This is a genomic window from Hydrogenophaga sp., assembly GCF_028698005.1.
Taxonomy (GTDB): domain Bacteria; phylum Pseudomonadota; class Gammaproteobacteria; order Burkholderiales; family Burkholderiaceae_C; genus Hydrogenophaga.
Window position 1 is genome coordinate 19,680 of the sequence record NZ_JAQVEJ010000005.1, and the last position, 25,100, is coordinate 44,779.

Here is a 25,100-nt window from a genome sequence, read left to right on the forward strand (position 1 = left end):
GGGGCTGGCCACCAGGTCAGAAGAACAGCCAGGTCAGCAGCACGAACAGCGGCACCAGGATGCCGATCGACCAGGCCATGTAGCCGAAGAAGCTGGGCATCTTCACGCCGCGGTCCTCGGCAATGGCCTTGACCATCAGGTTCGGCGCGTTGCCGATGTAGGTGTTGGCACCCATGAACACCGCGCCGGCCGAGATCGCCGCCAGGGTGGGCGCCAAGGTCGTCATCAGCTCCTGCGGATTGCCACCGGCGGTGTTGAAGAACACGAGGTAGGTCGGCGCGTTGTCGAGGAACGAGCTCAGCACGCCGGTCGCCCAGAAGTACATCGCCGGGTTGGGACTGCCATCGGGATTGGTCACCGCGCGCACGATGGCACTGAACGGGCCATCCACACCCGCCTTGAGCATGGCGATCACCGGAATGATGGTGAGGAAGATGCCCGCGAACAGCTTGGCCACCTCCTGCATCGGGCCCCAGTTGAACTGGTTGTCGGCATGCACGCTGCCGGGGGTGACCTGCAGCGACACCACGGTCACGACGATCAGGCCGATGTCGCGCACCAGGCCGGGCAGGCCGACCTCGGTGCCGGCCACGTTGAACGCCACGTCCGACTTCCAGATACCGCTCATCAGCACCAGGCTCACGACGAACAGCAGCAGCACGAAGTTGATGCCGCCATCGAAGCCGAACGCACGGTCGTCGGGCGTCGGGTCGGTGGGCATCACCTCGCCCTCACGCCGGTAGAGCCAGCTGTCCAGCACAAAGAAGGCCACCAGCAGGACCGCCACCATGAGCGCGGTCTCGGGCAGGATGTGCCGCAGTGTCCACGAGAACTCGATGCCCTTGAGGAAGCCCAGGAACAGCGGCGGGTCGCCCAGGGGCGTGAGCGAGCCGCCCACGTTGGACACCAGGAAGATGAAGAACACCACCACGTGCACGACATGCTTGCGGTTGTCGTTGGCACGGATCAGCGGCCGGATCAGCAGCATCGACGCCCCCGTGGTCCCCATGAGGCTGGCAAGCACCGTGCCGATGGCCAGAATGCCCGTGTTCAGCCCCGGGCTGCCGCGCAGGTTGCCGCGGATGTAGATGCCTCCCGAGACGGTGAACAGCGCCGTCAGCAGGATGATGAAGGGGATGTACTCCGCCAGCAGCGCATGCACCACGCCCGCGCCGGCCGCACCGATCCCGTAGATGGCGGCGAAGGGCAGCAGGAAGGCCAGCGCCCAGGCCGCCGACACCTTGCCAAAATGGTGGTGCCAGAACATCGGGGCCAGCAGCGGCATGATCGCGATCGACAGCAGAATGCCCGCGAAGGGTACACCCCACAGGATCGACAACTGGCTGCCATCGATGTCGGCCGCCTGCGCCAGTAGGGGCATGCACCCGGCCGCGCCAAGGGTCAGACTACGGAGGTAACGGAAAGTCATGTTCTGGGGTCTCCTCCGGCGGCCGGTGCGTCGGCCGCCTTGTTGTCGATCAAGCAAACGAAACCGAGGCGCGCGCCGTTCACACGGCCAGCAGATCCACCTCGAACAGCAGGGTCGCGTTGGGCGGAATCACGCCACCCGCGCCGCGCGCACCATAACCCAGTTGCGGCGGAATCACCAGCCGGCGCGTGCCGCCCACGGCCATGCCCTGCACGCCCTCGTCCCAGCCCTTGATCACATGACCTGCGCCGAGCGGAAACTCGAAGGGCTGACCACGGTCCTTGCTGGAATCGAACTTGCCGCCGACCTGGCCATCCTGGTAGAGCCAGCCGGTGTAATGCACCTGCACATAGCGTCCGGCCTGCGCGACCTCGCCCTGGCCCACCACGGTGTCTTCGTACTGCAGGCCGCTGGGTGTCGTGATCATGGTTTCTCCTTGAGGTTTGAAAGGCCAAAGCACCCATTATTCCAGCAATGGCACCGTACCACGCCCGGGCCGGCATGCAGTGCCTGCCCCGATAGAATGCCCCGGAACCCACGCCGCACACGGCCCGATCCGACCAAGAAACGAAAGAACACCATGAGCGTCTACGACAAACTGTCCCAACTGGGCATCGAGCTGCCTCCCGTCGCCGTGCCGGCCGCCGCCTATGTGCCCTACGTGCAAAGCGGCAAACAGGTCTTCCTGAGCGGCCACATCGCGCGCCGCGACGGCAAGCCCTGGGTCGGCCAGCTGGGCCTGACCATGACCACCGGGGAAGGCCAGGCCGCCGCACGCGCCATCGCCATCGACCTGCTGGGCACGCTGCACGCCGCCTGCCAGGCCGCCGGCACCGACCTCGACGGGATCAAGCGCATCGTCAAGGTGATGAGCCTGGTGAACTCGGCACCGACCTTCACCGAGCAGCACCTGGTCACCAACGGTGCCAGCGAACTGATCGGCGAGGTCTTCGGCCCCGAGGTGGGCGCGCATGCCCGCAGCGCCTTCGGCGTCGCCCAGATTCCGCTGGGCGCCTGCGTCGAGATCGAACTGATCGCCGAACTGAAGTAAGCCAGCCCGCCCGTCAGAACCAGGTGTGGGCGGCATCGACGACGCGCCAGTCGTCATCGACCACCGGCATCCAGCGCCACTTGTCGAAGGTGGTGCACGGGTGCGAGATGCCCGACGTCACCGTCTCGCCCAGTTGCGGCCATTCTGTCGCGGGGGCTCCGGCGTCGAACCGCAGGTAGGCGTGCTGGTCGTTCAGGGCATCGATGCGCCAGTGGTCCGGCACGGCGCGCGGCAGGCCGCCGGCACCGTTCGCGCGCCACACCGGCTGCGGCAGGTCCATGTCGCTGGACACGTCGCGTTTGCCCATGCTCAACAGTGCCAGCCCCGGCTCCGGCTGGCTCTGCACGCAGGCCAGCACCTCCAGCGCCGGCTTCAGCGTCTCGCGCAACTGCAGCCGCTCGCCGACACAGCACAGGAAGCGCGCATAGCGCTGGTGGTCGTGCGTGAGGTAGCAACCCGATCGCAGCACGCCGCGCACCGGCCGCCCGATGGCCGGCAACAGGCGCTCGGCCACCAGATCGAAGATCGCCGAGCCGCCCGCGCTCAGGATGATCTCGTCCTCGCTGGCGAACCAGCCGGCAGTCACCGCCTCGCGGGCCACCACCGCCACCCGGTCCATCAGGACACCGACGGCCGCGCGGTCCCGGTCATGGTCGCAAAACGCGCTCGTGCCCTCGTAGCACTCCACGCCCGCCAACGCCAGCACCGGGCTGGCATGGATGCGCGCCGCCAGGCGCAGCGCATCCTCGTCGGTGCGGCAACCCGTGCGCTGGCCCGGCATGCCCAGCTCCAGCAGCACCTCAAACACCCCGGAAAAGCCGCTGCCCGCGGCCCAGGCTTCGATGCGCTCGACCTGGCCGACCGAATCGACGAGGAACATCGAGCGCAGCCCGGGTTGCCGCGCATGCAGCAGCGCCAGGGCTGACAGCTCCGCCGGCTGGATCACCTGGTTGGCGATGATGAGACGCCGCACACCGTGGCGCACGCCCACCGACGCCTGGAACACGGTAGCAAAAGTGATACCCCAGGCCCCGGCGTCCAGCTGCATCTGCCACAGCTCGGGCGACATGGTGGTCTTGCCGTGGGGTGCGAGCGACAGGCCACGCTGCGCGCAGAAGTCCCGCATCCAGTACAGGTTGTGGCGCAACGCCGGCTGCCGGAGCACGGCCAGCGGCAGCGGCAGATTGCCCCGCAGCACGTTCCAGCCGGCGCGGCCCAACTGCTCGCGCGTCAGGGGCGGCTGCCCGATCGGCCAGCCCTTGAGCCAGGGTCCGAAGAAAACCTCCGCGTCGCTGTGGCTGCTGCCCATCGCTGTCTCCTGCCTGTGCCGCCGCGCCACGGGTCGGCGCTTCAGCGGCGTTTGTTGCGTTCGCGCTCCTGCGCACGCCGTACCTGGCGGCTTTGCGAGCGCAGCGCCTGCGTGCGATCGCGCTGCGCCTGCCGGCGGCTGCGCCATCGCACGATGGTACGCGCCACGCCGAAGGTCAGCGCGAACGCGAGCGCAGCAATCAGCATGCCGGCGAGATTGCCCTCCATCATTCGACCCTTGTGATGCGGTTGGGCTTGAAGCCGAGGTCGGCCGCCTTGCCCTTGCGGGCGCGCGCCGCACGGGCGTTGTTCAGGCTGCGGATCTCCAGCGTCTCCTCGCGCGCCTTGCCACCGCGCCCGATGCCCTCGATGCGCACGCTGCGCGCGTAGGCCGCCGCGCCGGCCAGTGTGTCCTTGGCCTCCAGGTCGATGAGCATCAGCCCCCGGCCGCCCTTGTCCATCTGCTTGAGCTCGCCGATCTCGAACGTGAGGATGCGCCCACCCGTGGAGGCACAGCACACGTGCGTGGCCGGCACCGGTGGCCGGCTGCCCGAGCCGCCGCTGACCAGCGACGGCGCGCAGACCGTCTCGCCCTGGCCCAGGCTGATGAAGGTCTTGCCCGCCTTCTGGCGCGAGATCAGGTTTTCGATCCGGGCCAAAAAGCCGTAGCCGCCCGTGCCCGAGAGCAGCAGCGTGGTCTCCACCGGACCGGCAACGTAGTGCACCGGCTGCGTGCCCGATTCCAGGTCGATCAGCGTCGTGATCGGCTGGCCGTCGCCGCGCGCACCCGGCAGGCTGGCCACCGGCACGCTGTAGACCCGGCCGTTGGAGCCAAACACGATCAACACGTCCACCGTGCGGCACTCGAAGGTGCCGTACAGGCCGTCGCCGGCCTTGAAGGCAAAGCCGGCCGGATCGTGACCATGGCCCGTGCGCGCGCGCACCCAGCCCTTGCTGGAGACCACCACCGTCACGGGTTCGTCCACCACCTTGATCTCGGCAACCGCCTTCTTCTCCTCCTGGATCAGCGTGCGGCGGTCGTCGCCGAAGGTCCTGGCGTCGGCCTCGATTTCCTTGATCATCAGGCGCCGCAGCGTCGCCGGGTTGCCCAGGATGTCCTCCAGACGCCCCTGCTCCTCGCGCAGCTCCTTGAGCTCCTGCTCGATCTTGATCGCCTCCAGGCGCGCCAGCTGCCGCAGGCGGATTTCCAGGATGTCCTCGGCCTGGCGGTCACTCAGTGCAAAGCGCTCGATCAGCGCGGCCTTGGGATCGTCGGCCTGGCGGATGATCGCGATCACCTCGTCGATGTTGAGCAGCACAAGCTGGCGGCCTTCGAGGATGTGGATGCGATCCAGCACCTTGCCCAGCCGGTGCTCGGAGCGACGCGTGATGGTGTTCTGGCGGAAGGCGATCCATTCCTCCAGCATCTGGCGCAGCGACTTCTGCGTCGGGCGCCCGTCCAGACCGACCATGGTCAGGTTGATGGGCGCGGACGTTTCCAGGCTGGTGTGTGCCAGCAGCGCCGTGATCAGTTCCTGCTGGGCGATGCGGCTGCTCTTGGGCTCGAACACCAGCCGCACCGGCGCATCCTTGCTCGATTCGTCGCGCACGCCGTCGAGCACCATGAGGATGCTGGCCTTGAGCTGGGTCTGCTCCTGTGTCAGCGCCTTCTTGCCGGACTTGACCTTGGGATTGGAGAGTTCCTCGATCTCCTCCAGCACCTTCTGGCTGCTGACACCTGGCGGCAGTTCGGTCACCACCAGTTGCCACTGGCCGCGCGCCAGGTCCTCGATCTTCCAGCGCGCGCGCACCTTCAGGCTGCCGCGACCGCTGCGGTAGGCGTCGGCGATGTCACCGGCCGGGCTGATGATCTGGCCACCCCCCGGGTAGTCCGGCCCGGGGATCAGCGCGAACAGTTCGTCGTCGCCGAGTTTCGGGTTCCTGACCAGCGCCACGCAGGCCCCGGCCACCTCGCGCAGGTTGTGGCTGGGAATCTCGGTGGCCAGGCCCACGGCGATGCCGCTGGCACCGTTGAGGAGCGTGAACGGCAGGCGTGCCGGCAGTTGCCTCGGTTCCTCGGTGGAGCCGTCGTAGTTGGGCACGAAGTCCACCGTGCCCTCGTCGATCTCGTCCAGCAGCAGGCCGGTGATTTTCGACAGGCGTGCCTCGGTGTAGCGCATGGCAGCGGCACCGTCGCCGTCACGGCTGCCGAAGTTGCCGTGGCCATCGATCAGCGGGTAACGCTGCGAGAAGTCCTGCGCCATGCGCACCAGCGCGTCGTAAGCCGCCTGGTCGCCGTGCGGATGGAAGCGCCCGAGCACATCGCCCACCACGCGTGCGCTCTTGACCGGCTTGGCCGGCGTGTTGCGGTTGGGGCCGCTCCATCCCAGGCCCATGCGCTCCATGGCGTACAGGATGCGCCGCTGCACGGGCTTCTGGCCGTCGCAGACATCGGGCAGCGCGCGCCCCTTGACGACCGACAGCGCGTATTCGAGGTAGGCCCGCTGGGCATAGGAGGCCAGGCTGTCGTCGTCGCCGTGGCCCGCGTGCCCCAATTCAATGATCTCTGTGCTCATGTTGTCCTCAGACGTCGATCTCCACGGAGTCGCCGTGCAGTTCCATCAGGTCGCGCCGCGCGGCCGCCTCACCCTTGCCCATGAGCTTGGCGATCAGCACTTCGGTGTCGCCGAAGCCGAGCGCGCCCAGGGTCACCGGCAGCAGGCGCCGCGTGTCGGGGTTGAGCGTCGTGTCCCACAACTGCTCGGCGCTCATCTCGCCGAGGCCCTTGAAGCGGCTGATCTGGCACTTGCCGCGCGCCACGCCGTCCTTTTCAGCCTTGTCCAGAATGGCCTGCAGCTCGCCCTCGTCGAGCGCGTACTGCTTGCTCGCGGGTTTCTTGCCGCGCGCCGGCACATCGACCCGAAACAGCGGCGGCCGGGCCACGTAGACATGGCCGGCCTCGATCAGCTTGGGGAAATGACGGAAGAACAGCGTCAGCAGCAGCACCTGGATGTGCGAGCCGTCCACATCCGCATCCGAGAGGATACAGACCTTGCCGTAGCGCAGACCCGAGAGGTCCGGGCTGTCGTTCGGGCCGTGCGGATCGACACCGATCGCGACCGAGATGTCGTGGATTTCCGTATTGGCAAACAGCCGGTCGCGCTCCACCTCCCAGGTGTTGAGCACCTTGCCGCGCAGCGGCAGCACCGCCTGGCACTCCTTGTCGCGCCCCATCTTGGCGCTGCCGCCGGCGGAGTCGCCCTCCACCAGGAACAGTTCGTTGTGCGAGAGGTCGCGGCTTTCGCAGTCGGTGAGCTTGCCCGGCAGCACGGCCACGCCCGAGCCCTTGCGCTTTTCCACCTTCTGGCCGGCCCGCTGACGCGTCTGTGCCGCCTTGATCGCCAGCTCGGCCAGCCTGCGGCCGTATTCCACGTGCTGGTTCAGCCACAGCTCCAGCGCCGGCTTGACGAAGCTGGAGACGAGCCGCACGGCATCGCGCGAATTGAGCCGCTCCTTGACCTGGCCCTGGAACTGGGGGTCCAGCACCTTGGCCGAGAGCACATAGCTGGCGCGCGCAAACACGTCCTCGGGCAGCAGCTTCACGCCCTTGGGCAGCAGCGCGTGCAACTCGATGAAGCCCTTGACCGCCTGGAACAAGCCATCGCGCAGGCCGCTGTCGTGCGTGCCACCGGCGCTGGTCGGAATCAGGTTGACATAGCTCTCGCGCACCGGCGCGCCCTCTTCCGTGAAGGCCACGCACCAGGCCGCGCCCTCGCCCTCGGCGAAGCTGTCGTCCTTGCTGTCGGCATAGCCCTCGCCCTCGAACAGGGGGATGACGGGATCGGCCGTCAGGGTCTGGCCCAGGTAGTCGCGCAGGCCGCCCTTGTATTGCCAGGTCTGCGTCTCGCGGTTCTTTTCGTTGGCCAGCGTGACCGAGACGCCCGGCATCAGCACCGCCTTGCTGCGCAGCAGGTGCGTCAGCTCGCCCATGGGCAGGCCGGCGGCGTCGAAATACTTCGCATCGGGCCAGACACGCACCGTCGTGCCCTGCTTGCGATCGCCCTCGCCCAGCGGGCGGGTCAGCAGCGGCTCGACCACGTCGCCGCCAGCGAACACAATGCGGGCCACCTGGCCTTCGCGGTGACTGCTCACCTCCATGCGCGTGGACAGGGCGTTGGTCACGCTCACGCCCACACCGTGCAGGCCACCCGAGAAGCTGTAGGCGCCACCCTGACCCTTGTCGAACTTGCCGCCGGCGTGCAGCCGTGTGAACACCAGCTCGATGACGGGCGCGTTCTCTTCCGGGTGCAACCCGAACGGGATGCCGCGGCCGTCGTCCTCGACGCTGACCGAGCCGTCGGCGTGCAGCGTGACGCGGATCTTCTTGCCAAAACCGGCCAGCGCCTCGTCGGCGGCGTTGTCGATCACCTCCTGGATGACGTGCAGCGGGTTGTCGGTGCGGGTGTACATGCCCGGCCGCTGCTTGACCGGCTCCAGGCCCTTGAGAACGCGGATCGAACCTTCGGAATATGCGGGAGGATTCAGGCTTGCCATGGTCGCGGATTGTAAGCAAGCGCCGATCAAAACACTGTACGCATATCCAGAAAATCAGCACGATGAAGGGATTCATGACCGCGGCGCATCGATAAGAACCGCAAATTTCATGCGTCCCACCCACCGGTGCAACCGGCAGGAGCGCAACAGATTGGCTACATTCGCGGGATGCCTGTTTCTCCACCACCCCGTCTGTCCGCTGCCCAGGTTCTGCTGTGCGGCGCTGCCATCCTGACCCTGTCCATGGGCATCCGCCACGGTTTCGGCCTGTGGCTGCAACCGATCACCCAGGCGCAGGGCTGGACACGCGAAAACTTCGCCTTCGCCCTGGCGGTCCAGAATTTCGCCTGGGGCCTGTTCGGCATCTTCGCCGGCATGGCCGCCGACCGCTACGGCGCGTTCAAGGTGCTGCTGGTCGGCGCCGTGGCCTACGCCCTGGGCCTGGTCGGCATGGCCACCACGACCACCCCCCTGCTGTTCGCGCTGACGGCGGGGGTGCTGATCGGCGCGGCCCAGGCCGGCACCACCTACGCGATCATCTATGGCGTCATCGGCCGGCAGATCCCGGCCGAGCGCCGCTCCTGGGCCATGGGCGTGGCGGCTGCGGCCGGCTCGTTCGGCCAGTTCCTGATGGTGCCGGTCGAGGGCTGGCTGATCACCGGTTTCGGCTGGCAGCAGGCGCTGCTGATCCTGGGGGCCTCGGCGCTGCTGATCATTCCGCTGGCGGTGTTCCTGCGCGAGCCGGGTTTTGGCGGCAGCGGCGCCACCAGCATCCACCGCGAGCAGACCATCGGCCATGCCCTGCGCGAGGCGTTCCGGTACCGCAGCTTCCAGCTGCTGATGGTGGGCTATTTCGTTTGTGGTTTCCAGGTGGTGTTCATCGGCGTGCACATGCCCAGCTACCTCAAGGACCAGGGTCTCGCACCCCAGGTGGCCAGTTATGCGCTGGCGCTGATCGGCCTGTTCAACGTGGTCGGCACCTATGCCGCCGGGGCCCTGGGTCAGCGCATGGCCAAGCGCCACATCCTGGCCTTCATCTACCTGGCGCGCTCCGTGGTCATCGCCCTGTTCCTGGCGGCGCCGCTCACGCCGACCAGCGTCTACGTGTTCTCGGCCATCATGGGCGTTCTGTGGCTCTCGACCGTGCCGCCCACCAATGCCGTGGTGGCGCAGATATTCGGCGTCGCCCACCTCTCGATGCTGGGTGGTTTCGTGTTCTTCAGTCACCAGATCGGCAGCTTCATGGGCGTGTGGCTGGGTGGTCTGCTCTATGACCAGACCGGCAGCTACGACATCGTCTGGTACATCTCGATTGCGCTGGGCGTGCTGGCCGCGCTGGTGAACCTGCCGGTGCGCGAGAGCGCCATCGAGCGCGGGCCACAGCGCGTGGAGGCCATGGCATGAGCGCCACGCGGCGGCGGCGCGGCTGGCAGGCCATGGCGTGGCTGGCGGTGGTGCTGGCCCTGCTGGGGACGCTGCTGCTCTACCGCGACCCGGATTTCGCCGTGCGCCTGGCCGACCAGCTCTGGAGCTGCTTCTGATGAATCCGCCTGCCACAGACACCGTCCGACCACCGTCCCCACCGCACCCGCCATCGGACTGGGTACGGCGCTGGAGCCACCTGGTCCCCGCCGGTGGTCGCGTGCTCGACGTGGCCTGCGGCACCGGCCGTCACCTGTACGGGTTTCACGCGCTGGGCCATCCGGTCACGGGCGTGGACCGCTCACCCGAGGCCATCGCCGCCCTGGGCGAGCTGGCCCGTGCCGGTGCCGAGATCGTGCAGGCCGACATCGAGAATGGCCCATGGCCGTTCCCGGGCCGCCGCTTCGATGCCGTGGTCGTCACCAACTACCTCTGGCGCCCCCTGTGGCCCACCCTGCTGGCCAGTGTCGCCCCGGGCGGCGCGCTGCTCTACGAGACCTTCGCCCACGGCAACGCCAGCGTCGGCCGGCCCGCGCGGCCCGAGTTCCTGCTGCAGCCCGGAGAGCTGCTCGACCTGTGCCGGCCCGCGCTGCGGGTGGTCGCCTTCGAGGACGGCTTCCTGGACGCACCCGCGCGCTTCGTGCAGCGGATCGCCGCCGTGCGCGAAACGGCGTCCGCTCAGGACATCCTGCCCCGCCACCGCCTGAGTGCACCGCCACCGGCGCAAACCGCTGGTTAGAATGGCAGATCACCAGGGCCACGCCATGCCGCGGCCTTTCCACACACCGACACAGACCATGGACACCATCACCGGCAGCATCGTCGCCCTCGTCACCCCCTTTCAGCCGGACGGCAGTGTGGACTACGCCACCCTGCGCAAACTGATCGACTGGCACATCGCCGAGGGTACGGACTGCATCTGCGTCGTCGGCACCACGGGCGAATCGCCCACTGTCAGTGTGGAAGAGCATTGCGAGGTGATCCGGGTGGCGGTCGAACAGGCCGCCAAGCGCGTGCCCATCATGGCCGGCTGTGGTGCCAATGCCACCGCCGAGGCCATCGAACTGGCCACCTTCGCCCGTGGCGTGGGTGCCGACCTCCAGTTGCAGGTCGTCCCCTACTACAACAAGCCGTCACAGGAAGGGATGTACCAGCATTTCAAGGCCATTGCCGAGGCCACGGGCGACCTGCCCATCGTGCTGTACAACGTACCCGGCCGCACCGTGGCCGACATGGCGGTGGACACCGCATTGCGGCTGGCGCAGGTGCCCGGCATCGTCGGCATCAAGGAGGCCACCGGCAACATCGAGCGTGCCCAGTGGCTGATCCGCGAGGCCCCCGAAGGTTTTGCCATCTACTCGGGTGACGACCCCACCGCCGTGGCGCTGATGCTCTGCGGCGGCCAGGGCAACATCAGCGTCACCGCCAACATCGCTCCCCGGCTGATGCACGAGCTGTGCATGGCTGCCCTGGCCGGCGATGCCAGGCAGGCCATGCAGATCCAGCGCCGCCTCCTGCCGGTGCACAAGCACCTGTTCGTGGAGGCCAACCCCATCCCCCTGAAGTGGGCCATGGCGCGCATGGGCCTGTGCGGTGCCACGATGCGCCTGCCCATGACCCCCCTGACGCCCTCCCTGGAACCGATCGTGGAACGCGCCCTCCAACAAAGTGGCCTGATCGACTGAACACCCGCACCATGCAGCACGCTGACAAAGCCCCCCTTTCCCGACCCGGCCGCTGGATGGCTCTGGCGCTGGCCGCCGCCCTTGCGTCCGGCTGCACCATCCTGCAGGAAGACAAGATCGACTACAGCTCGGCACAGCGTGGCAACACACTGGAAGTGCCACCCGACCTGACCCAGCTCGCCCGCGACTCGCGCTACGCCCTGCCCGGCGAGGCAGCCACCGCCAGCGGCTACCAGGCCACGACGGCCGCCTCGGGGCACGCCGGCGACACTGCGTTGCAAAAAATCGGCGATGCCCGCATTGAGCGTGCCGGCAACCAACGCTGGCTGGTCGTCGACCGGCCACCCGAGCAACTGTGGGATACCGTCCGCGCCTTCTGGCAGGACAACGGCTTCGTGCTCGAGATCGACCAGGAAAAAATCGGCATCATGGAAACCGATTGGGCCGAGAATCGCGCCAAGATCCCCCAGGACTTCATCCGCAGGACCTTGGGCCGGGTGATTGACAACCTGTACTCCACCGGCGAACGCGACCGTTTCCGCACGCGCTTCGAGCGCAACGCGGCCGGCGGCACCGAGATCTACATCTCCCACCGTGGCATGGAAGAGGTTTACACCAGCAGCCAGAAGGAGCGCACCATCTGGCAGCCCCGCGCCTCGGATGTCGAACTGGAAACGGAATTCCTGCGCCGCCTGATGGTCGCCCTCGGTGGTGCGACCGAAGAGCAGGCCAAGGCCGCCGCCACGGTCGCCGCCGCACCGTCCTCGGTCCAGCAAACCACCGTCGATGGCACACCAGCCCTGCGGTTTGCCGACAACTTCGACCGCGCCTGGCGCCGCGTCGGTCTCTCGCTGGACCGCACCGGCTTCACGGTCGAGGACCGTGACCGCAGCGCGGGCATCTACTACGTCCGCTTCGTGGCACCCGACCCGGACCGCAGCAGCAAGCCCGGCCTGTTCTCGCGCCTGTTCGGTGGCAGCAAGAAGGCCGATGCCTCACCCGAGCGGCAACGCATCGTGGTGCGCAGCAGCGACGAATTGACCACCGTGAGCGTGCAGGATGCCCAAGGCAAGCCAGACGGTGGCCCGAACGCACAAACGATCATCAAGCTGCTGGCGCAAGACCTGAACTGACCCAGGCCAGGCCCGGCCCGGCAACAAAAAAAAACCGCTCCATGGAGCGGTTTTTTTCAGACCGGCGCCGGCACCAGCGCACGGGCTTTACTGGCTGACAGCTTCCTTGGCCGATTCAGCAGCGTCCTTGACGGCGTCGGCTGCCGCCGCAGCGCCTTCCTTGGCCGCATCCACCGCGCCCTCGGCCGCTTCCTGGACGGCCTCGGTGGCTTCCTTGGCGGCATCGGTCGTGGCATCAGCCGCTTCCTGAGCGGCCTCAACGGCTGCTTCTGCGCCTTCCTTGGCCGCATCGGTCGCGGCCGCAGCAGCTTCCTGGGCCGCCTCGACAGCGGCAGCAGCAGGGGCTTCCTCCTTCTGGCCACAGGCGGTGATGGCCATGGCGGCCAGCAGGCTGGCCAGGATGAGGGTCTTGTTCATGGTGATTTCCAATGGATGATGAAAGTATGTTTTTGGCATTGCACCGGCCCACAACCGGTGTGGCCACGCTGGTGCAATTTCATGATCATATAGGGTTATTACTTACAGGGCGAACCCGTACGTTTTTTTGCGGCTTTTACACGAATCTGTGGCGCGAAGGTTGCATTGATCGGGCACACCAGGCCACGGAGGCGGGTGTTTACAGCCCCAGCACGGAGGCAGGGAAAGAGGGCATTCCGCGCTCCCAGCAGGCATCGATGCGCTCGCGCAACGCCTGGCACCGCCCGATGTCGGCGGTGGCCACCACGACGCAGCGCTCGGGATCGATGCGCTCCATGGCCCAGGCCGGCGTCCAGATCGCGCTGGGTGGCACCGGGCAGGCGCGCGCTTCGACAATGTGCGACCAGATGCCCCGCCATTGGACCAGTCGGGGGTGCGCCTGGCGCACGGCACGGAAATCGCGCGCCAGCCAGCGCATCGCCCTACCCTGGCCGGCCCAGGCATGCAGCGCCTCCACCACGGCCCGTTCGCCCAGGGGCCAGTCACTGAAATCCGCGTCGGAGAACACGACCGGGGAGCACTTTTCACGGGCGAGCAAGACCGCCGCCTGACGCACCAGGCCGGCAAAGGCCTCGCGCCCCTGAAAACGCCCTTCGGGCCACATAGGAACCTCTTCGAACCGGCCCGCCAAGTCGTCGCTCATCGCCCGCCTCCTTGCCGGCTCAACCCACCTCGTCGGCGCGGTGCAACCATCCCGCGTCATGCCAGTCCTGCAGCAACGCCTGCGCCGGGGTGGACGCACGGACCACCCGCGACGCCGGCAGGCACCGGCGATCCGCCAGCTCGCGCATCAGGCGGGCATCGGCACCACCGGCGCGAAAGCTCTCGCCATTGATGAAGACATGGTGGTCGTCATACATCATCCGGGTGCGGCGGTCCAGCCGCACGGCGCCGGCCACCCAGTCCTGGCCCGGCTCATCGAACCAGACCTTCGGTTTGGGCTCGGTCATCACCTCACCCAGGGCGCAGGCCAGCAGGCGCCTGTCGGCAATGAGCCGGCGCAGGCCATCGGCGGCAAAGTCCTGCAGTGCGGCCGGGATGGCCGCCGGCGTGGATGTCGCCGACTGGGCCGGATCACGGTACAGCGTCTCGTCGTCGAACTCGTCGGCCATGCGTTGCACCAGCTCGGCGGCCAGTCCGCCGCGTTGCGGCACCCTGAAGCCGATCGAGCAGGTCATGCACTCACCGCCATCGGCCACGCCATCGTGCGCCCATTCGGGTGGCAGGTAGAGCATGTCCCCCGGCTCCAGCACGTACTCTTCTTCTGGCTGAAAGTTCGTGAGGATCTTCAGCGGCACATCCGGCTGCAATGACAGGTCTTTCTGGCGCCCGATGCGCCAGCGCCGGCGGCCCTGGATCTGCAACAGGAACACGTCGTAGCTGTCGAAATGCGGACCGACGCCGCCACCCTCGCTGGCCCAGGAGATCATCACATCGTCCAGCCGTGCATCGGGCACGAAGCGGAAGCGCTGCATCAGCGCGTGCGCCGCATCCAGGTGCAGATCCACGCCTTGCACCAGCAGTGTCCAGCCCGGGCGCGAGAATGGCGGCATCTGCGAGCGTTTGAAAGGCCCGTGGCGCAGCTTCCAGCCCTCATCACCGTGCACGATCAGGCGCGACTCGACGTCCTCCTGCGCGGCGAGTTCGAGCAACATCCGGCGGTCGAACAAGGCCTGTGCATCCGGTTGGGCCTGGCGCACCAGCAGCGGCTTTTTCTGCCAGTGGCGGCGCATGAACTGGGCAGGTGACAGGCCGCCGAACAGCGGGGTCGGGGAGCGTGTGGCGTCGTCCGCAGGGACGGTACGGGAATGGACAGTCATGGGACAATTGTGCGATGAAAATCAGTGAGCAATGCGTGGTGGGTCTGAGCTGGACCCTCAAGGACACCCTGGGCGAGGTGCTGGACGAGTCCGACGAACCGGTGGAGTTCCTGCTGGGCGGCCAGGACCTGCTGGCCAAAATCGAAGAGGCCCTGCAAGGGCACGAGCCCGGAGACCGGGTCGACCTGCACCTGGAGCCGGAGCATGCTTTCGGCGACTACGACGACCGCCTGCTGTTCCTGGAGCCGCGCCACCTGTTTCCCGAAGCGCTGGAAGAAGGCATGGGCTTCGAGGGACTGCCCGAGGGTTGCAACCCGGCCGCGCCGCGCGACCGCCTGTATTTCGTCAGCGACATCTACCCCGACCATGTGGTGCTGGACGGCAACCACCCGCTGGCCGGCATCGCGCTGCGCCTGAAGCTGCGGGTGCACAGTGTGCGCGAGGCCACGCTCGACGAGGTCGGCCGTGGCACCCTGGGCACCGGTTTCTTTCGCATGCAGATCGACCCGGACGAGTCCGCCGGCGACGGCGCACGCCCGACCCTGCACTGAGAACGCCGAGGCTCCCGGTCAACCCCGGCCGGTCGAACCATAGCCCCCGGCACCGCGTTCGGTGGCGTGTTCGAAATCGGCGACCACGTTCAAGCGCGCCTGCACCACCGGCACGATGACCAGTTGCGCGATGCGCTCCATCGGTTCGATGGTGAAGGCCACGTCGCTGCGGTTCCAGGCGCTCACCATGAGCTGCCCCTGGTAATCGCTGTCGATCAGGCCCACCAGATTGCCCAGCACGATGCCGTGCTTGTGGCCCAGGCCCGAGCGCGGCAGGATCAGGGCCGCATAGCCCGGATCGGCCAGATGGATCGCCAGCCCCGTGGGCACCAGCTGCCACGCATTGGGTGCCAGCGTCAGTGGCGCTTCCAGGCAGGCCCGCAGATCCAGCCCGGCACTGCCGGAGGTGGCATACGACGGCATCTGCTCCGCCAGCCGCGGATCGAGCACACGGACATCGAGTTCCATAAACAAACAACCCAAGAATCAACAGGAATGAAAAGGCCCGCTGCAAGCAGCGGGCCGGCATCCCCAGGGCGCCGTGGATCCGGCTTTGCCGGTCCACTGGCGCCGTCCCCCCTCCAAGCGGCGCAGCCGCGCCAGAGAGGGGGGAAGCCGCGTCAGCGGCGCAGGGGGGAGTCTCAGATCTTCACGCCGTTGACGTACTGGTTGTACGGGAACTCCGAGAAGCGGTTCCACAGGATCTGGTCGCGCTGGAAGGCGCGCATGTCCTGGTGGATCTTCTTGAACGTGGGCGACTTGGCCTCGTGCTCGGCGAACACCTCCATGCAGGCCTTGAAGCCGGCGTCGATGACCGCCTTCGGGAACGCCTTGAGCTGGGTCTTGTCGGCCACCAGCTTTTTCAGGGCGATCGGGTTGTAGGTGTCGTACTTGGCCGTCATGTCGCTGGCCGCCACGGCCATGGCCGCGTTCAGGATGGCCTTGTTCTCGGCCGACAGGGTGTTGTACTTCTTCAGGTTGACGAAGAATTCGAGGTCGGCACCACCTTCCCACCAGCCGGGGTAGTAGTAGTACGGCGCCACCTTGTTGAAGCCGAGCTTCTGGTCGTCGTGGGGGCCGACGAATTCGACCGCGTCCAGCGTGCCCTTTTCCAGCGCCTGGTACACGTCGCCCGCGGGCAGGTTCTGCGACACCACGCCCAGCTTGGCCATGGCTTCGCCGAACACGCCACCGCCCATGCGCATCTTCAGGCCCTTGAGGTCATTGGCGGTCTTGATTTCCTTGCGGTACCAGCCGCCCATCTGCGTGCCGGTGTTACCGGCGCTGCGGGCCATGAAGTTGTACTGGGCGAAGAAGTCGTCGAGCAGCTTGCCACCGTTGCCATGCTTGCGCCAGGCCGCGTTCTGGCGGGCCGTCAGCCCGAAGGGCACGGCGCAACTGAACGCAAAAGACGGATCCTTGCCGGTGAAGTAGTAGGCAGCCGTCAGGGCCATCTCGATGTTGTCGCCCTCCAGCGCGTCGACCACACCGAAGGCGGGCATCAGCTCGCCCGCGGGGTGCACGGAGACCTCGAACTTGCCGCCCGACAGTGCCTTGACGGTTTCGGACATTTTTTCGGCGCTGCCGAAGATGGTGTCCAGCGAGCGGGGAAAGCTGGCGGCCAGGCGCCAGCGCACAGTGGCCTGGGCGTGCACGGCAGGGGCCACACCGGCGGCCAGCACACCGGCCAAGCCGGCACTTTTCACGATTGAACGACGATCCATTGAGATTGCTCCAGGATTTGTTTGGATGGAAAAGCCTCGCCTTATGGGCGATGCCCGGACTGAGAGTCGCCCCTGATTTTAGGGACATTTGCCGGCCGCCATGGACCGGTGTCGCGAGGGTTTTCCCTCGACGGCATGAGGTGTGTCATGCAGCACGCCCCTGCACCACGGCAGCCGCGGACCACGGGTGTCCGGCATCAACGCTCCTGGCGTTGCAACGCCTCTTCCATGGCCTTCATCGGATCGTCCGCTTCCTCAGGCGCCTCGCCTTCGGCCGCAGGCTCTTCGGCGGACAGGCCCGTGCCGGACTCGGCACCGTCGCCGGCGCCATCGTCGCTGCCATAGCCCTCATCGCTGCCGTAGCCACCTTCGGACTCGTCGACGAGCTGCTCCAGCATCTGCTCGCCCACGGCCTTGAGGTCGTATTCGCCCTGCTTGTCGAGGTTGCCTGTGACCAGGCCCGGGAAGGCGATCAGCGTGCCCACCATGAGCAACTGGATGAGCAGGAAGGGGATGGCGCCCTTGTAGATCTGCATCGTTGTGACGGGCTCCATCACCTTGTTCGTCACGCGGTCCACGTAGGGCTTGTCCGGGGCCACCGAGCGCAGGAAGAACAGCGCGAAGCCGAACGGCGGGTGCAGGAACGAGGTCTGCATGTTGATCGCCAGCAGCACACCGAACCAGATCAGGTCGATGCCCAGCTTCTCGGCCACCGGTGCCAGCAGCGGCACGACGATGAACGACAGCTCGAAGTAATCGAGGAAGAAGGCCAGGAAGAAGATCATGATGTTGACCACGATCAGGAAGCCCACAGGCCCGCCCGGCAGGTCGGCCAGCAGGTGCTCCACCCAGACCGGACCATCGGCCGCCTGGAACACCAGACCGAAAATCGTGGCGCCGATCAGGATGAACATCACGAAGCTGCCCAGCTTGGTGGTGCTGGCCAGCGCCTGCTTGAGCAGCTTCATGTCCAGGCGCTTGCGCACCAGCGCCATGACCATGGCGCCGACCGCGCCCATGGCACCACCCTCGGTGGGCGTGGCCACGCCCAGGAAGATCGTGCCCAGCACCAGGAAAATCAGCAGCAGCGGCGGGATCAGCACAAAGGTCACGCGCTCGGCCAGGCGCGACAGCAGCCCCAGCCGGGCGTACTTGTTCAGCAGGGCGATCACCAGTGCGACAAAAGCACCGCCGCACATGGCCACGACCACCTTCTCGTCGGTGGGCACGGAAGTGACCTCGCGGCCCAGCCACCAGCTGTGCACCTCGGGCATGTAGCGTGCCAGCACGATGGAGACCAGGAAGGACAGCACCATCAGCACCAGCAGCGACGGGTAGCCGCCGCCGCCATTGGGTTCGCGGTAGATGCGCGCCTCGGGCGGCAGCGCGGGCACGCTGGCGGGGCGGAAGATGGCCAGGCCGGCGATGTACACCACGTAGCAGCCGACCAGCATGAAGGCCGGGACAAACGCGCCCTTGTACATGTCGCCCACGCTGCGGCCCAGCTGGTCGGCCATGATGATCAGCACCAGCGAGGGCGGGATGATCTGCGCCAGCGTGCCCGAGGCCGCTATCACGCCACTGGTGAACTTGCGGTCATAGCCATTGCGCAGCATGATGGGCAAGGAAATCAGGCCCATCGAGATCACCGAGGCGGCGACCACACCGGTGGTGGCGGCCAGCATGGCACCGACCAGCACCACGGCCAATGCCAGACCACCGCGCAACGGGCCAAACACCTGGCCGACGGTGTCGAGCAGGTCCTCGGCCATGCCGCTGCGCTCCAGGATCAGGCCCATGAGCGTGAAAAAGGGAACGGCCAGCAGCGTGTCGTTGGCCATGATGCCGATCAGCCGCTGGGGCAGCCAGGCCAGCACCGAAGAGGGGAACACGCCCATTTCGATGCCGATGACGCCGAAAGCCAGGCCGCAGGCACCCAGGCTGAAGGCCACCGGGAAACCCAGCAGCAGAAAAATGATCAGCCCCCCGAACATGATCGGGGCGAAGTTCGTCGCAATGAATTCCATCGTCTTGTTCCTGGCTGATCAGCGGGACACGGGCGCTGCCTGGGACGATTCGCGCTGACGCAGAATCTCGGCCAGTTCCTCCTCGGCGGATTTTTCATCGGCCTTGACGGTCGGGTCAGGCCCATGCCCGGTCAGGAAGGCCACACGCTTGATCAGCTCGGACCAGCCCTGGAGCATCAGCAGCGTGAAGCCCACCGGAATGGCCAGCCACACGGGCCAGCGGATCAGGCCACCCGGATTGCCGGACATCTCGCCCGATGCGTACTTCTGCATCAGCATGGGGACACCGTAGTACAGCACCAGCAGACAGACCGGCGTCAGAAAGAACGCAAAGCCCAGGATGTCGATCCAGATCTGTTTTTTCTTCGACAGCCGGCTGTTGATCACGTCGATGCGCACGTGCTCGCGGTGCAGCAGCGTGAACCCGGCCGCAATGAGGAACGACCAGGCAAAGAGGTACCACTGGATCTCGAGCAGCCCGTTGGAGCTGGTGTTGAAGGTGTAGCGCACGACCGCGTTGATGGCACTGATCACGGTGGAGCCCATGATCAGCCAGATCGCGTACTTGCCCACCTGGGCATTGAGCCAGTCGATGGCCCGGGAGAATTTGAGCAATGCACCCATTGTGTCTTCCGTGTCTTGTGAACGCCGACCCAGGTCCACCTTCTGTTGATAGATAAAGAAACACGCAACATGCGCCAGGTCTGGCATGCTGCGTGTGGGTTCTGGTCGGCAGACAAATTGTAAGTGAGCGATTTCGCCGGTCACCAGGGGCACCGGCGGGGAAAACCCTTGGGCCGGCGCGCGACGGGCGCCTCAGGCCGAGCGGATCAGCGGCTGTGCGCTGGCATCGAGCAGCCCGGCATGGGCCTCGCGGATGGAGCGCTCGATGCCGGCCGCATCCAGCCCGAGCTGCGCCAGCAGCTTGGCCGGATCGCCGTGTTCGACGAATTCGTCGGGCAGGCCCAGCGGCAGCACCGGCATGGCGATGCCTTCGGCCTGCAGTGCCTCGATCACGGCACTGCCCGCGCCGCCCATGACGCAGCCCTCTTCCACCGTGACCAGCGCATCGTGGGTGTTGGCCAGCTCGCGCAGCAATTCGAGGTCGAGCGGCTTGACCCAGCGCATGTTGGCCACCGTCGCACCCAGCCGCTCGCCGGCCGTGAGCGCCGGGTACAGCAGCGTGCCGAAGGCCAGGATGGCGATGCGCCGCCCGCGGCGCCGCACCTCGCCCTTGCCGTAGGGCAGCCCCTCCAGGCCGGCGGGCACCTCGGCGCCGATGCCGCTGCCACGTGGATAGCGCACCGCCACCGGGTGGTTCTGCGCGAAGGCGGTGGACAGCAGTTGGCGCGCCTCCGCTTCGTCGGCGGGACAGGCCATGGCCATGTTGGGGATGCAGCGCACGAAGGCGATGTCGTAGGCGCCGGCATGGGTCGCGCCATCGGCGCCGACGATGCCGGCACGGTCGAGCGCGAACACCACCGGCAGGTTCTGCAGGGCCACGTCGTGGATGAGCTGGTCGTAGGCACGCTGCAGGAAGGTGGAATAGATCGCCACCACCGGCTTCATGCCCTCGCAGGCCAGGCCACCGGCAAAGGTGACGGCGTGCTGCTCGGCGATGCCGACGTCGAAGTAGCGCCCCGGGAAGCGCTTGTGGAATTCGACCATGCCCGAGCCTTCGCGCATGGCGGGCGTGATGCCCACCAGCCTGGTATCGGCCTCGGCCATGTCGCACAGCCATTGACCGAACACCTGCGTGAACGTGGGTTTGGGCGGTGCGGCCGGCTTGACCAGTCCCACCTTGGGATCGAACTTGCCGGGGCCATGGTAGGCCACCGGATCGGCCTCGGCCAGCTTGTAGCCCTGGCCCTTCTTCGTGACGACGTGCAGGAACTGCGGCCCGTCGCCCTTGTCCATGAGCTGGCGGATGTTCTCCAGCGTCGGCACCAGCGAATCCAGGTCATGGCCGTCGATCGGCCCGACGTAGTTGAAGCCGAACTGCTCGAACAGCGTCGCCGGCACGACCATGCCCTTGGCATGCTCCTCCAGGCGCTTGGCCAACTCGAACAGCGGCGGCGCGCCCTTGAGCACGGTCTTGCCCACGTTCTTGGCCGCCGCATAGAAGCGGCCGCTCATGAGCTGGGCCAGGTAGCGGTTGAGCGCCCCCACCGGCGGCGAGATCGACATGTCGTTGTCGTTGAGCACCACCAGCAGGCGGCCGTCCTCGACACCGGCGTTGTTCAGCGCCTCGAAGGCCATGCCGGCGGTCATGGCGCCATCGCCGATGATGGCCACGGCGTGACGGCTCTCGCCCTTCATCCGCGCCGCCATGGCCATGCCCAGCGCGGCCGAGATGCTGGTGGACGAATGCGCGGTACCGAAGGTGTCGTACTCGCTCTCGTCGCGCCGCGGGAAGCCGCTGATGCCCCCGAGCTGGCGCAGGGTGTCCATGCGCTCGCGCCGGCCGGTCAGGATCTTGTGCGGATAGGTCTGGTGGCCCACGTCCCACACCAGCCGGTCCTCGGGGGTGTTGAAGACGTAGTGCAGGGCAATGGTCAGCTCCACCGTACCGAGATTGGAGCTGAGGTGGCCACCGGTGCGCGAGACGCTGTCCAGCACGAAGCCGCGCAGCTCTTTGGCCAGCGCGGGCAATTGCTGGCGCGTCAGTTGCCGCAGGTCGGCAGGGGATTCGATGGAAGACAGCAGGGAGCTCATGGTGTGGGCGTAGGTCGTTTCAGTGCGAACGGCGGCCGACCCAGTCGGCCAGGCCGTGCAGGAGTCCTGGCGATGGCAGGCCGCTGCCGTCGAGGGCGCGGTGAGCCCGCCCGATCATCTCGTCCGCGTAGGCCTGCGCGGCATCCAGACCCATCAGGGACACATAGGTGGGCTTGTCGGCGGCGGCGTCCTTGCCGGCGGTCTTGCCCAGGGTCTGGGAATCGGCGGTGACGTCGAGCACGTCGTCCACCACCTGAAAGGCCAGACCGATGCAGGCACCGTAGTCAGCCAGCGCGGCCACCTCGGCCGCTCCGGTCTGCGCCGTCGCAGCCCCCATCAACACGCTGGCCTGCAACAGGGCTCCGGTCTTGAGCCGGTGCATGGCCTCCAGCGAGGGCTGGTCGAGCGCCACGCCCACGCTGGCCAGATCGATGGCCTGGCCGCCCGCCATGCCGCCGGCGCCGGCGGCACGCGCCAGCAAGCGGCACAGGTGCGCTGCCATGGCATCGGGCACCGAGCCGTCGTCGGGTGTCAGCAACTCAAAGGCCAGCGCCTGCAAGGCATCACCGGCCAGCAGTGCCTGCGCCTGGCCGAAGCGCACATGCACCGTGGGCTTGCCACGCCGCAAGACATCGTCGTCCATGCAGGGCATGTCGTCGTGCACCAGCGAATAGGCGTGGATCAGCTCCACCGCACAGGCCGCCCGCATGGCCGCCGCCCGGTTGCCACCCAGTACCTCGCTGGAGGCCAGCACCAGCAGGGGACGCAGGCGTTTGCCGCCATCCAGGACCGCATACCGCATGGCCTCGCCCAGCGCGGCCGGCGTGTCGGACGTGACCCAGGCATCGAGCGCCCGCTCCACCGCGGCCTGGCGCTCACGCCGCCAAGCATCAAGATCGGCCACCATGGCAGGAGAAAAAAACGGATCGTTCAAGCGGCGTCCCAGGGCTTGATGTCGCCTGCTTCCAGCACGCGAATCTGTTGTTCGACGGCATCGAGACGGCTGCGGCAATAGGCCAGCAGCTCGGTACCGCGCTGGTAGCGGCCGAGCAACTGGTCCAGGGGCAACTGGCCGGCATCGAGCTGGGCGACCAGTTGCTCCAGTTCGTCCAGCGCGGCCTCGTAGCTGGCGGCCACCGGCGCCTGCACCGGCACCGCCTTGGCCTTGGATGGGGTCGAGGATGTCATGGATGTCTATGGTGGCCCGTGGCCGGTACGCGGCCTGGGCACGGGCTGCACCCGCCATCGGCGGCGGGCCGAATGGGGCATTTTAGCGCCCACCCCCGGTTTTTCGTATCACAAAACCACAAACCTCCCGACCCGAAGTTCAACCGACACGGGATACAATCGCCGTCTTTTTTCCAACTGACGGGCCTTATCAGCCCGGAGGGACGTAACACCCATTTCCCGCGCAGATCGTTCACTCGCTAAGCGCTTCACCCTGCCCCTTCATAGGGGGAGTCTTTAGGTCAGGACCATCATGGCTGATTTGAGTCTTCAATTGCAGCAGGCCGCAAGCCAATTGCCGGTTTCCAGCTATTTCGATGAGGCGTTGTTCCGGCGGGAACTTGAAACGATCTTTCAGCGCGGGCCCCGCTATGTGGGGCACGCCAACGCTGTGCCCGACGTGGGCGACTATTTTGCGCTGCCCCAGGAGGGCGAAGGCCGCGCGCTGGTGCGCACGCCCGGCGGCGTCGAACTGGTGTCCAACGTATGCCGCCACCGCCAGGCGGTGATGCTCAAGGGCCGCGGCAACCTCGGACAGAACGCCTCCGGCCATGCCGGCGGTCACATCGTCTGCCCGCTGCACCGCTGGACCTACAGCGGCGGCCAGGGCAGCAAGCTCGGCAACCTGCTGGGGGCGCCACATTTCGCGCACGACCCCTGCCTCGACCTGAACCGCTACGCGCTGCGCGAGTGGCACGGCATGCTGTTCGAGGACAACGGCCGCGACATCGCCGCCGACCTGGCCGGCATGGGCCCGGCCTCGGTGCTCAACTTCGAGGGCATGGTGCTGGGCCACGTGGAACTGCACACCTGCAACTACAACTGGAAGACCTTCATCGAGGTCTATCTCGAGGACTACCACGTCGAACCCTTCCACCCGGGCCTGGGCAATTTCGTGACCTGCGACGACCTGCGCTGGGAATTCAAGCCCGAGTTCTCGGTGCAGACCGTGGGCGTGCAGAACCTGCTGAGCAAGTCCGGCAGCCCGGTCTATCAGCGCTGGCACGAGGTGCTGATGAAGTACCGCAACGGCGAGTTGCCCGAGCAGGGCGCCGTCTGGCTGACCTACTACCCCCACATCATGGTGGAGTGGTACCCGCACGTCCTGACGGTTTCCACGCTGCACCCGCTGGCCGTGGACAAGACGCTGAACATGGTGGAGTTCTACTACCCCGAGGAAATCGCCGCGTTCGAGCCCGAGTTCATGGAAGCCCAGCGCGCGGCGTACATGGAAACCTGCATCGAGGACGACGAGATCGCCGAACGCATGGATGCCGGCCGCAAGGCCCTGCTGGAGCGCGGCGACAACGAGGTCGGTCCCTACCAGAGCCCGATGGAAGACGGCATGCAGCACTTCCACGAGTGGTACCGGGAAAAAATGGGAACCACCCTCCCCGCCCGCGACCAGACCCCCTGAGGGGTTGCCGCCAGCGGCCCGCGCAACTGCGGCTGCACACGGCACTGGCCCGGGCCCCGACAGCACCACATCCACACGACTGACCCTGATTCACCATGCAAGCGTTGTGGATGCTGCTGGGCGCGTTTTTCTTCGCCACCATGGGGGTGTGCATCAAGTTCGCGTCCAACGATTTCAACAGTTTCGAGATCGTCACCTACCGCGGCCTGGTCGGCATCATCTTCATGTGGTTCTACGTCCGTCATCGCGGGGTTTCCCTGCATACGCGGGTGCCAATGATGCACGCCTGGCGCAGCCTGGTCGGCTCCGTCGCGATGACGTCGTGGTTCTTCGCCATCTCGGCATTGCCCCTGGCCACGGCCATGACGCTCAATTACATGAGCAGCGTCTGGATCGCAACCTTTCTGATCGGCGGGGCCATCCTGTTGCAGAGACGGGGCCAGCCGATCCTGCGACAAGGCCCCCTGTTCCTGACCGTGCTGGCCGGCTTCGCCGGTGTGGCCATGATGCTGCGCCCGACGCTGGCGCCGAACCAGCTCCTGGGCGGACTGGTCGGCCTG

25 protein-coding genes are annotated in these 25,100 nt (G+C 66.9%); 9 read left to right on the forward strand and 16 right to left on the reverse strand.

Features of this window, described 5'->3' with window-relative positions; genetic code table 11:
- Positions 1–16 precede the first annotated feature (16 nt).
- Positions 17–1,429, reverse strand: a complete 1,413-nt coding sequence (locus PHQ87_RS01145; protein WP_300230349.1) for a sodium:proton antiporter — start codon at positions 1,427–1,429, stop codon at positions 17–19.
- Positions 1,430–1,508: 79 nt separating this feature from the next.
- Positions 1,509–1,856, reverse strand: a complete 348-nt coding sequence (locus PHQ87_RS01150) for an FKBP-type peptidyl-prolyl cis-trans isomerase (RefSeq protein WP_300230351.1) — start codon at positions 1,854–1,856, stop codon at positions 1,509–1,511.
- A 153-nt stretch (positions 1,857–2,009) separates the two neighbouring features.
- Between PHQ87_RS01150 and PHQ87_RS01155 the strand changes: the two genes are divergently transcribed.
- Positions 2,010–2,480: a RidA family protein gene (locus tag PHQ87_RS01155; protein WP_300230353.1), complete on the forward strand. Its 471-nt coding sequence runs from the start codon at positions 2,010–2,012 to the stop codon at positions 2,478–2,480.
- Positions 2,481–2,493: 13 nt separating this feature from the next.
- Here the strand turns inward: PHQ87_RS01155 and PHQ87_RS01160 are convergent, their stop codons facing one another.
- From PHQ87_RS01160 to PHQ87_RS01175, 4 genes are read right to left on the reverse strand one after another with little or no spacing between them, the layout of a single operon-like run.
- Positions 2,494–3,789, reverse strand: a complete 1,296-nt coding sequence (locus PHQ87_RS01160) for an alanine racemase (protein WP_300230355.1) — start codon at positions 3,787–3,789, stop codon at positions 2,494–2,496.
- A gap of 41 nt (positions 3,790–3,830) precedes the next feature.
- Complete coding sequence (locus PHQ87_RS01165; RefSeq protein ID WP_300230357.1) at positions 3,831–4,019, reverse strand: hypothetical protein; 189 nt, start codon at positions 4,017–4,019, stop codon at positions 3,831–3,833.
- On the reverse strand, positions 4,016–6,364 hold the full coding sequence (gene parC, locus PHQ87_RS01170; RefSeq protein ID WP_300230359.1) for a DNA topoisomerase IV subunit A: 2,349 nt from the start codon (positions 6,362–6,364) through the stop codon (positions 4,016–4,018). The genes PHQ87_RS01165 and parC overlap by 4 nt, the downstream gene beginning before the upstream one ends.
- Before the next feature lie 7 nt (positions 6,365–6,371).
- Positions 6,372–8,342 (reverse strand): DNA topoisomerase IV subunit B, encoded by a 1,971-nt coding sequence (locus tag PHQ87_RS01175; protein WP_300230361.1) that lies wholly within the window; start codon positions 8,340–8,342, stop codon positions 6,372–6,374.
- 168 nt (positions 8,343–8,510) lie between these two features.
- Here PHQ87_RS01175 and PHQ87_RS01180 point away from each other — a divergent pair, with 168 nt between their 5' ends.
- Genes PHQ87_RS01180 through bamC form a run of 5 tightly spaced genes read left to right on the forward strand, consistent with a single transcriptional unit; the run spans position 8,511 to position 12,582 of the window.
- On the forward strand, positions 8,511–9,746 hold the full coding sequence (locus tag PHQ87_RS01180; protein ID WP_300230363.1) for an MFS transporter: 1,236 nt from the start codon (positions 8,511–8,513) through the stop codon (positions 9,744–9,746).
- The gene (locus PHQ87_RS01185; protein ID WP_300230365.1) at positions 9,743–9,883 is read left to right on the forward strand and encodes a hypothetical protein; all 141 of its coding nucleotides are present in this window, start codon (positions 9,743–9,745) and stop codon (positions 9,881–9,883) included. Before PHQ87_RS01180 ends, PHQ87_RS01185 begins: the two co-directional genes overlap by 4 nt.
- The gene (locus PHQ87_RS01190; RefSeq protein WP_300230367.1) at positions 9,883–10,503 is read left to right on the forward strand and encodes a class I SAM-dependent methyltransferase; all 621 of its coding nucleotides are present in this window, start codon (positions 9,883–9,885) and stop codon (positions 10,501–10,503) included. The genes PHQ87_RS01185 and PHQ87_RS01190 overlap by 1 nt, the downstream gene beginning before the upstream one ends.
- Positions 10,504–10,561: 58 nt before the next feature.
- A complete protein-coding gene (gene dapA / locus PHQ87_RS01195) occupies positions 10,562–11,449 on the forward strand; it encodes a 4-hydroxy-tetrahydrodipicolinate synthase (protein ID WP_300230369.1) in 888 nt (295 codons plus the stop codon).
- Positions 11,450–11,460: 11 nt separating this feature from the next.
- The gene (gene bamC, locus PHQ87_RS01200) at positions 11,461–12,582 is read left to right on the forward strand and encodes an outer membrane protein assembly factor BamC (RefSeq protein ID WP_300230371.1); all 1,122 of its coding nucleotides are present in this window, start codon (positions 11,461–11,463) and stop codon (positions 12,580–12,582) included.
- A gap of 87 nt (positions 12,583–12,669) precedes the next feature.
- Here bamC and PHQ87_RS01205 read toward each other — a convergent pair whose 3' ends face one another.
- The 3 genes from PHQ87_RS01205 to PHQ87_RS01215 all read right to left on the reverse strand — a co-directional run bounded on the left by PHQ87_RS01205 (position 12,670) and on the right by PHQ87_RS01215 (position 14,879).
- Positions 12,670–12,999: a hypothetical protein gene (locus PHQ87_RS01205; RefSeq protein WP_300230373.1), complete on the reverse strand. Its 330-nt coding sequence runs from the start codon at positions 12,997–12,999 to the stop codon at positions 12,670–12,672.
- Positions 13,000–13,198: 199 nt separating this feature from the next.
- Complete coding sequence (locus tag PHQ87_RS01210) at positions 13,199–13,702, reverse strand: hypothetical protein (protein ID WP_300230375.1); 504 nt, start codon at positions 13,700–13,702, stop codon at positions 13,199–13,201.
- A gap of 19 nt (positions 13,703–13,721) precedes the next feature.
- On the reverse strand, positions 13,722–14,879 hold the full coding sequence (locus PHQ87_RS01215; RefSeq protein ID WP_300230377.1) for a cupin domain-containing protein: 1,158 nt from the start codon (positions 14,877–14,879) through the stop codon (positions 13,722–13,724).
- 14 nt (positions 14,880–14,893) lie between these two features.
- Between PHQ87_RS01215 and PHQ87_RS01220 the strand changes: the two genes are divergently transcribed.
- Entirely contained in the window at positions 14,894–15,430 is a 537-nt protein-coding gene (locus PHQ87_RS01220; RefSeq protein ID WP_300230379.1) for an FKBP-type peptidyl-prolyl cis-trans isomerase, read from the forward strand.
- A gap of 18 nt (positions 15,431–15,448) precedes the next feature.
- Here the strand turns inward: PHQ87_RS01220 and dut are convergent, their stop codons facing one another.
- The 7 genes from dut to xseB form a co-directional block, all read right to left on the reverse strand.
- Positions 15,449–15,898, reverse strand: a complete 450-nt coding sequence (dut, locus tag PHQ87_RS01225; protein ID WP_300230381.1) for a dUTP diphosphatase — start codon at positions 15,896–15,898, stop codon at positions 15,449–15,451.
- Positions 15,899–16,071: 173 nt separating this feature from the next.
- A complete protein-coding gene (gene dctP / locus PHQ87_RS01230; RefSeq protein ID WP_300230383.1) occupies positions 16,072–17,154 on the reverse strand; it encodes a TRAP transporter substrate-binding protein DctP in 1,083 nt (360 codons plus the stop codon).
- Positions 17,155–17,351: 197 nt separating this feature from the next.
- Entirely contained in the window at positions 17,352–19,181 is a 1,830-nt protein-coding gene (locus tag PHQ87_RS01235; protein WP_300230385.1) for a TRAP transporter large permease subunit, read from the reverse strand.
- Positions 19,182–19,199: 18 nt separating this feature from the next.
- Positions 19,200–19,805, reverse strand: coding sequence for a TRAP transporter small permease subunit (locus tag PHQ87_RS01240; RefSeq protein WP_300230387.1), 606 nt, complete (start codon positions 19,803–19,805; stop codon positions 19,200–19,202).
- A 192-nt stretch (positions 19,806–19,997) separates the two neighbouring features.
- Positions 19,998–21,896 (reverse strand): 1-deoxy-D-xylulose-5-phosphate synthase, encoded by a 1,899-nt coding sequence (gene dxs, locus PHQ87_RS01245; RefSeq protein WP_300230389.1) that lies wholly within the window; start codon positions 21,894–21,896, stop codon positions 19,998–20,000.
- A gap of 19 nt (positions 21,897–21,915) precedes the next feature.
- Positions 21,916–22,803: a polyprenyl synthetase family protein gene (locus PHQ87_RS01250; protein WP_300230400.1), complete on the reverse strand. Its 888-nt coding sequence runs from the start codon at positions 22,801–22,803 to the stop codon at positions 21,916–21,918.
- Between the two features lie 23 nt (positions 22,804–22,826).
- Entirely contained in the window at positions 22,827–23,084 is a 258-nt protein-coding gene (xseB, locus tag PHQ87_RS01255) for an exodeoxyribonuclease VII small subunit (RefSeq protein ID WP_300230391.1), read from the reverse strand.
- A gap of 292 nt (positions 23,085–23,376) precedes the next feature.
- Here xseB and PHQ87_RS01260 point away from each other — a divergent pair, with 292 nt between their 5' ends.
- The gene (locus tag PHQ87_RS01260) at positions 23,377–24,540 is read left to right on the forward strand and encodes an aromatic ring-hydroxylating dioxygenase subunit alpha (RefSeq protein ID WP_300230393.1); all 1,164 of its coding nucleotides are present in this window, start codon (positions 23,377–23,379) and stop codon (positions 24,538–24,540) included.
- A gap of 95 nt (positions 24,541–24,635) precedes the next feature.
- Positions 24,636–25,100, forward strand: a 465-nt coding sequence (locus PHQ87_RS01265) for an EamA family transporter (protein ID WP_300230395.1), incomplete at its 3' end; no start/stop codon positions are given.